General features: G+C 36.4%; 10 protein-coding genes. All 10 read left to right on the forward strand.

Translation table 11 applies throughout. The features are described 5' to 3' along the window. Nucleotides 1-53: 53 nt before the first annotated feature. The 10 genes from trwL (ACFINU_RS03015) (at nucleotide 54) to ACFINU_RS03060 (ending at nucleotide 6429) form a co-directional block, all read left to right on the forward strand. Nucleotides 54-377 (forward strand): VirB2 family type IV secretion system major pilin TrwL, encoded by a 324-nt coding sequence (trwL, locus tag ACFINU_RS03015; RefSeq protein ID WP_375617814.1) that lies wholly within the window; start codon nucleotides 54-56, stop codon nucleotides 375-377. 132 nt (nucleotides 378-509) lie between these two features. Beyond that, nucleotides 510-827, forward strand: coding sequence for a VirB2 family type IV secretion system major pilin TrwL (gene trwL, locus ACFINU_RS03020; RefSeq protein WP_375617813.1), 318 nt, complete (start codon nucleotides 510-512; stop codon nucleotides 825-827). 76 nt (nucleotides 828-903) lie between these two features. Then, complete coding sequence (gene trwL, locus ACFINU_RS03025) at nucleotides 904-1221, forward strand: VirB2 family type IV secretion system major pilin TrwL (RefSeq protein WP_375617812.1); 318 nt, start codon at nucleotides 904-906, stop codon at nucleotides 1219-1221. Between the two features lie 76 nt (nucleotides 1222-1297). Beyond that, nucleotides 1298-1618 carry a VirB2 family type IV secretion system major pilin TrwL gene (gene trwL / locus ACFINU_RS03030; RefSeq protein ID WP_375617811.1) on the forward strand — a complete coding sequence of 107 codons (321 nt, stop codon included), beginning with the start codon at nucleotides 1298-1300 and terminating at the stop codon, nucleotides 1616-1618. Between the two features lie 122 nt (nucleotides 1619-1740). Continuing rightward, complete coding sequence (gene trwL, locus ACFINU_RS03035; RefSeq protein ID WP_375610330.1) at nucleotides 1741-2058, forward strand: VirB2 family type IV secretion system major pilin TrwL; 318 nt, start codon at nucleotides 1741-1743, stop codon at nucleotides 2056-2058. 56 nt (nucleotides 2059-2114) lie between these two features. Continuing rightward, nucleotides 2115-2435 (forward strand): VirB2 family type IV secretion system major pilin TrwL, encoded by a 321-nt coding sequence (trwL, locus tag ACFINU_RS03040; protein WP_375617810.1) that lies wholly within the window; start codon nucleotides 2115-2117, stop codon nucleotides 2433-2435. 125 nt (nucleotides 2436-2560) lie between these two features. After that, nucleotides 2561-2869 (forward strand): conjugal transfer protein, encoded by a 309-nt coding sequence (locus ACFINU_RS03045; protein WP_375617809.1) that lies wholly within the window; start codon nucleotides 2561-2563, stop codon nucleotides 2867-2869. A gap of 12 nt (nucleotides 2870-2881) precedes the next feature. After that, nucleotides 2882-3190, forward strand: coding sequence for a type IV secretion system protein VirB3 (locus tag ACFINU_RS03050; RefSeq protein WP_375613868.1), 309 nt, complete (start codon nucleotides 2882-2884; stop codon nucleotides 3188-3190). 3 nt (nucleotides 3191-3193) lie between these two features. Then, nucleotides 3194-5665 (forward strand): VirB4 family type IV secretion/conjugal transfer ATPase, encoded by a 2472-nt coding sequence (locus ACFINU_RS03055; RefSeq protein WP_375617808.1) that lies wholly within the window; start codon nucleotides 3194-3196, stop codon nucleotides 5663-5665. Continuing rightward, a complete protein-coding gene (locus ACFINU_RS03060; RefSeq protein WP_375617807.1) occupies nucleotides 5662-6429 on the forward strand; it encodes a type IV secretion system protein in 768 nt (255 codons plus the stop codon). Before ACFINU_RS03055 ends, ACFINU_RS03060 begins: the two co-directional genes overlap by 4 nt. Nucleotides 6430-6698: the final 269 nt, after the last annotated feature.

Here is a 6698-nt window from a genome sequence, read left to right on the forward strand (position 1 = left end):
TATTTCATGGAGAAACCACTTACGCCAAATGCAATTTGATAAGGTTGAACAATATGAGGACATTAATCAATTTTCAATTGAACGATAATAATAATAAAATTACCGCAGCCTCCGCAGCTTTAACTGTATTTTTTATGAACAATTCCGTATGGGCTCAAACAGCAAAAGGTTTGAAAAACGCAGATACAGCTTTAAAAGCGCTCCAAAACGACTTGAAAGAAATTATCCCTATCGCCGCTGCCGTGATACTTTTGTGCTTAGCAATTGCTTACGCAGGGCGCTACATTGGAAAAGATACATTCGTACGGTGGGCAATCGGGGTCGTTATCGCTGGTTCAGCAGCTGAACTTGCTGGGTTGTTATTTAAAAACACCTGATAAATCTTATTAAACACGAAGTGTCTCTATTATAAAAAGAAACTGAGATTTCTGTATTTTTATTTAGTGAAATAACAAACTATATCAAAAAAGAGATTAATACCAACTGTAATCTAAATTGGAATAAGCAATATGAAACAATTAAAAACTCTTCAAACAATGATTTGGAATAAAACTACTAAAACCTCTGCAGCTTTAACTGTATTTTTTATGGCCAATCCTGTGTTAGCCCAAGCAGTAGTTTTAACTCCTGCAGACAACGCTTTAAAAGCGCTCCAAAAAGACTTGAAAGATATTATCCCCATTGCTGCTGCCGTGATACTTTTGTGCTTAGCAATTGCTTACGCAGGGCGCTACATTGGAAAAGATACATTCGTACGGTGGGCAATCGGGGTCGTTATCGCTGGTTCAGCAGCTGAACTTGCAGATATGTTATTCAAAAGCGCGTAATAAAAATGACTATTAAAGTCATGCTGTATAAAATATCTTTTTATCCTAAAGCGAAATTTAAATTGAGATAAACAATATGAAAAAATCAAAAGTTCTTCAAACAATAATTCGGAATAAAGCTACTAAAACCTCTGCAGCTTTAACTGTGTTTTTTATGGCCAATCCTGTGTTAGCCCAAGCAGTAGTTTTAGATCCTGCCAATAAAGCTTTAACTGCTCTCCAAACAGACTTGAAAGCGATTATCCCTCTTGCTGCTGCCGTGATACTTTTGTGCTTAGCAATTGCTTATGCAGGACGCTACATCGGAAAAGATACATTCGTACGATGGGCAATCGGTGTTGTTATCGCTGGTTCAGCAACCCAACTTGCAAATATGTTATTCACAGGCGCGTAATGAGAATGAATATTAAAGTCATTCAGTATAAAATATCTTTTTATTCTAAAGAGAAATCTAAATTGAGACAAACAATATGAGACAACCAAATACCCTTCAAACAATAGTTAGAAATAAAAATATTAAAATTTCTGCAACTTTAATTATATTTTTTATGAGCAATTCTGTATATGCTCAAGTAAAATTAACAAATGCAAAAACTGCTTTGGAGGCTTTACAGAACGACCTCATTAAAAACATTATCCCTATTGCTGCTGCTGTTATACTTTTATGCTTAGCCATTCTCTATGCAGGGCGCTACATCGAAAAGGATACATTTATACGATGGGCAATCGGTGTTATCATTGCTGGATCAGCAACCCAACTTGCGAAGCTGTTATTCACAGGTGTTGTGTGAATAAGTATAATACAAAATGTTTTTAAGATGAAATTGCATCTAATAATTATTAATATGGCAAAATTCTATTCCATTTATGATAGAAATACAAAGCATTCATGAAACTTTAATAAGAGTAAAATATGCAAAAACTAATCAACCTTCAATCAAAAAATAACAACAGAATCATTGTAATTTCTGCGACTATAGCTGCGTTTTTTATAACGTATCCCGCATATGCAGAAATAAAGAATGCTAAAGACGCTTTAACAGCTCTACAAACAGACCTTATTACCAATATTATTCCTGTTGCTGCTGCCGTTATACTTTTGTGCTTAGCAATTGGTTACGCAGGACGTTACATTGAAAGAGATACATTTATACGATGGGCAATCGGTGTTATCATCGCTGGATCAGCAACCCAACTTGCGAAGCTGTTATTCACAGGTACAGTTAGTTAAAACTAAAGATAGCAACTATGATACAAAATGTTATCTATAACCTTAATGAGAGAAATATGCAAAAATTAATTAATGTCCAAACACAAAATAACAACAGAATCATAGTAAATTCTACAGCTATAATTGCGTTTTTTATAACACAGTCTGCATATGCAAATGCAAAATTAGCTCCTGCTGAAAAAGCTCTAAATGCTCTAAAAACAGATCTTATTACCAATATTATTCCTGTTGCTGCTGCCGTGATACTTTTGTGCTTAGCAATTGGTTACGCAGGCCGCTACATAGGAAAAGATACGTTTGTACGGTGGGCAATCGGCGTTGTCATTGCTGGCTCGGCAACCCAACTTGCTACACTGCTATTTACAGGTAAAGCATAAATTAGTATAATACGTAATGTTTTTAATATTCGTTGATTATAGATTTGTACCGGTAATAATATCGCTCATACTACGAAAAAAGGAATATTATTTATAGCAACTTTAATTAAAAGGGGATAAAAGATATGAAACGATTAAATACGCTTCAATCAAAAATATGTAAGATTAGTGCTATTTTTATAACTTTTATTGCGTTATTAATAACTCAATCTGCATATGCTCAGACGGAAACAAAGAGTTTAAATGTTTTCATAGGGATGCAATATGGATTAAGTATAATTATTCCTATCGTTGCTGCTATCATTCTTTTGTTACTTTTGCTTATTTATATATTTCGCATTATCGCAAGAGCTACATTTATGCGATGGGCATTCAGTGTCATTATTGCTGGTGCAGCTTTTTATATTAGCCACATATTATTTCACCTCCAGTGACGAGAACATTCCATGAAATCGCAAGAAAAAAAAGAATTCCCCCTATTCAAGGGAGCAACACGTGTTCCAACGATATGGGGTGTTCCCATGATGCCATTTATCGTTATGGTTATGGGGGTTGCTGTTATTGCTATGACAGTAAGTATCTTTTTGTGGATTATAGCACCTCCATTATGGTTTATTATGGTGCAAATTACTAAAAACGATGATAAGGCGTTTCGTATCTGGTGGTTATGGATCGATACTAAATTTCGCAATCGCAACAAAGGTTTTTGGGGCGCATCAAGTTATAGTCCCTCTGATTATAGTAAAAGGAGATAAAGCATGACAGCTGTTGAAAGCAGCAAACGCCTTGCATCAGAGACACCTGTAAGCCTGTTTCTGCCTTATTCACATCATATTACAGATACGATTATTTCTACTAAAAATGCGGAATATTTGTCAATTTGGAAAATTGACGGGCGTTCGCATCAAAGCGCTTCAGAAGAAGATATTTTTCAATGGATAAAAGAGCTTAACAATACTCTACGGGGTCTTGCATCAGCCAATTTATCATTTTGGACGCATATTGTGCGCCGCCGTGTTTATGAATATCCTGATTCAACATTTGATCAAATGTTTTGCTATCAACTTGATGAAAAATATCGACAAAGCTTTACTGGTTATAATTTGATGGTCAATGATTTATATCTGACTGTCATTTTTCAACCGATAGCGGATAAAATTATGTCGTTCTTTTCTAAACATGAACGTGAAACGCTTGATCAAAAAAAGATGCGACAAGACACATGTATCAAAGAACTCAATGACATCAATCGTACTTTAGGCCAATCTTTAAACCGTTACGGTGCAGAACTTCTTGGTGCTTATGAAAAAAATGGGCATGTTTATTCTTCTGCACTTGAATTCCTTGGAATGCTTGTCAATGGTGAATATCGCCCTATGCCAATTTGCCATGACCGTTTTGCTGACTATATGTCTGTCAATCGACCTTTTTTCTCAAAATGGGGCGCTCTTGGTGAACTGCGAACAACCAGTGGAATGCGTCGATTTGGAATGCTGGAAATTAAAGAATATGATGCAACAACCAAACCAGGACAATTGAATGTTTTGTTGGAAAGTGACTTCGAGTTCGTATTGACACAGAGCTTTTCGGTGCTCTCCCGACATGCTGCTAAAGATTATTTACAACGGCATCAGCGTAATCTGATTGATGCACGAGATGTGGCAACGAGCCAAATTGAACAAATTGATGAAGCACTAAACCAGCTTATCAGTGGGCATTTTGTCATGGGAGAACATCACTGCACATTGACGATCTATGGTGATACAATTCAACAAGTTCGCGACCATATGGCCAAAGCAAGTGCAGCATTACTAGATGTTGCGGTACTACCCAAACCTGTAGACTTAGCTATAGAGGCTGGCTATTGGGCACAACTTCCTGGCAATTGGAAATGGAGACCGCGTCCTGCTCCGATTACATCATTGAACTTTTTATCATTTTCATCTTTTCATAACTTTATGTCAGGAAAACCCACTGGCAACCCATGGGGACCAGCCGTCACAATTCTTAAAACAACCAGTAAAACGCCGCTTTATTTCAATTTTCATGCCTCCAAACTTGAAGAGGACTCAACAGATAAACGTTTACTTGGTAATACCGCGCTTATCGGACAATCTGGTTCGGGTAAAACCGTGTTACTCGGCTTTTTGTTAGCACAAGCACAAAAATTTAAGCCGACAACTGTTGTTTTTGATAAAGATCGTGGTATGGAAATTGCCATTCGGGCGATGGGTGGAAAATATTTAACATTCAAGCCAGGCAGAAAAAGTGGTTTCAATCCTTTCCAACTCCCACCCACACAAGAAAATCTTATTTTTCTGAAACAATTTGTTAAAAAATTGGCAGAAGCTGGCGGTGAAGTCACGCATCACGACGAAGAAGAAATTAACAAAGCAGTTATGTCTGTTATGAGTGCTAACATTGACAGATCACTCCGTCGTTTGTCCTTTCTAGTACAATTTTTACCAAATCCACGTTTAAGTGATTATAATGCTCACCCATCTGTTCATGCTCGCTTACTAAAATGGTGTGAAGGTGGTGATTATGGGTGGTTGTTTGATAATCCCCATGATGCTCTTGATCTCTCAACACATCAAATTTACGGTTTTGATATCACGGAATTCTTAGATAATTTTGAAACTCGCACTCCAGTGATGATGTATTTGCTTTACCGCACAGAAGGCATGATTAGCGGACAGCGATTTATGTATATCTTTGACGAGTTTTGGAAGCCTTTGCAAGATCCGTACTTTGAGGATTTAGCGAAAAATAAACAAAAGACTATCCGTAAACAAAATGGTATTTTTGTTTATGCAACACAAGAGCCTAGCGATGCCTTGGAAAGTAATATTGCCAAAACACTCATTCAACAGTGTGCAACTTACATTTTTCTAGCCAATCCCAAAGCAAATTATGAAGATTATACAAAAGGCTTTAAACTAACAGATGCCGAATTTGAACTCGTTAAAGGACTTGGTGAGTTTAGTCGCCAATTCCTCATTAAGCAGGGTGATCAATCTGCGCTTGCAGAACTGAATCTTGGTAAATTCCATCTGACACGCGATGGAAAAACCATCGAACACGACTTTAGTGACGAGCTCTTGGTGTTATCAGGAACGCCTGATAACGCAGAGTTAGCCGAAAGCATTATCGCAGAAGTTGGTGATGATCCAGCAATATGGTTGCCAATTTTCTTACAGCACGCAAAAAATGACAGGAGGGAAACATGAAAAAAAAGGTCATTTCAATAGTAGTTGTAATAACTTTAGGGATTTCAAACCCAGCGATGGCTTGGGTTTGGGGCGCTGGGGCGGCGGATTTGGGAGCATCAGTCCCAACGACGTGGCCCAATTTTTTTGGAAAGTCATCTTCAAATAGATCAAAGCCTAAAAAAACTCCACAGCAAAAGAAAGCGCCACCTGATGCCCAACTTCTCGATATGCTAAAAAAACAACTTGAGGAAACAAAAAAGATACACGAATCTATAACGGGAAGCCAAAAATTCGACACTAAAAAGCTTAAAAATGTACAAACAGATCACAGTAGCTTTTTTCTCAAAAATCCAGAGAATCTCTACAATAGAAATAAAACTTCTGCTCTATCTACATCACTTGAAAATATTTTAAAAGAAGAAGAAATTCCTGTCACTATCCATGAATCTAGCAGTTTTATCAACAAGCGCATCCAATATGCAGCCATCACTGATAAAGCCGTAAGTTTAAAAACTTTTCAAGAAGCAAACAATCGTTTTCAGCAAATTGAAGAACTATTAAAAGAAATCACGACAACAAAAGATCTAAAAAGTATTGCTGAGTTACAAGCACATATAATTGGAATGCTTGCTATGCTACAAAATGAAACAGCAAAACTACAAATGGTTACACATTTACGCAATGCTGAACATACACTTATCAAACAACAGAAAGATAAGCATAACATAAAAATTTTGAATAGTAAAAACACGAAAATGCCTACCATAAGATTTATTAGGTAAAGCTTTTATAATAACGTTTTGTATATTATTTCCCTGTATGCTCGTAAAAAGAAAAAGTTAATGCGTAATACTCGATTCTCTCTCATAGATCAAAAAGGTCTACGAAGTTTAATTTTATCCTTAAAAAGTTCAACGAAAAATGCTTAAAAAGCATATAAAAAGTTGAAAATTCATTAAAGAGGAATTCCATGGACTTTACAGTGTTCACGCAACTTTTCAATAAAATTGATCAGATAACAAAAACATATGTCACGGACATTTCCTCAAAA

Source organism: Bartonella sp. AC130YNZD, from assembly GCF_042196865.1.
Taxonomy (GTDB): Bacteria; Pseudomonadota; Alphaproteobacteria; order Rhizobiales; family Rhizobiaceae; genus Bartonella.